Genomic DNA, 236 nt, shown 5'->3' with positions numbered 1-236 from the left:
TCGCCTTCAATATTGAATTGCGTGGTGAGCTTGCGGCTGTTATCCGCCGAGACGAAGAAGTGCACGTGCGCCGGACGGTTGCCGTGACGGCCAAGGCCGTCCAGGAGCTGCTGCGTCGCGCCCTGGGGCGGGCAGCCGTAGCCCACCGGCATGAGCGTGCGGAATTCGTACTTGCCGTCTGCGCCGGTCTTGACCGCGCCGCGCAGGTTGAAGTCGTCCTGCGCACCCGTCGGATC

At 66.1% G+C, this 236-nt stretch carries 1 pseudogene; it reads right to left on the bottom strand.

Features of this window, described 5'->3' with window-relative positions:
* Window positions 1-236, bottom strand: a pseudogene (locus U5A52_RS43255) (catechol 1,2-dioxygenase); the annotation flags it as partial.

The sequence above is a fragment of the Paraburkholderia sp. J8-2 genome (assembly GCF_905220195.1).
Lineage (GTDB): Bacteria > Pseudomonadota > Gammaproteobacteria > Burkholderiales > Burkholderiaceae > Paraburkholderia.
The sequence above is the reverse complement of the archived record's forward strand: the minus strand, read 5'-3'. Positions and strand labels throughout refer to the sequence as shown.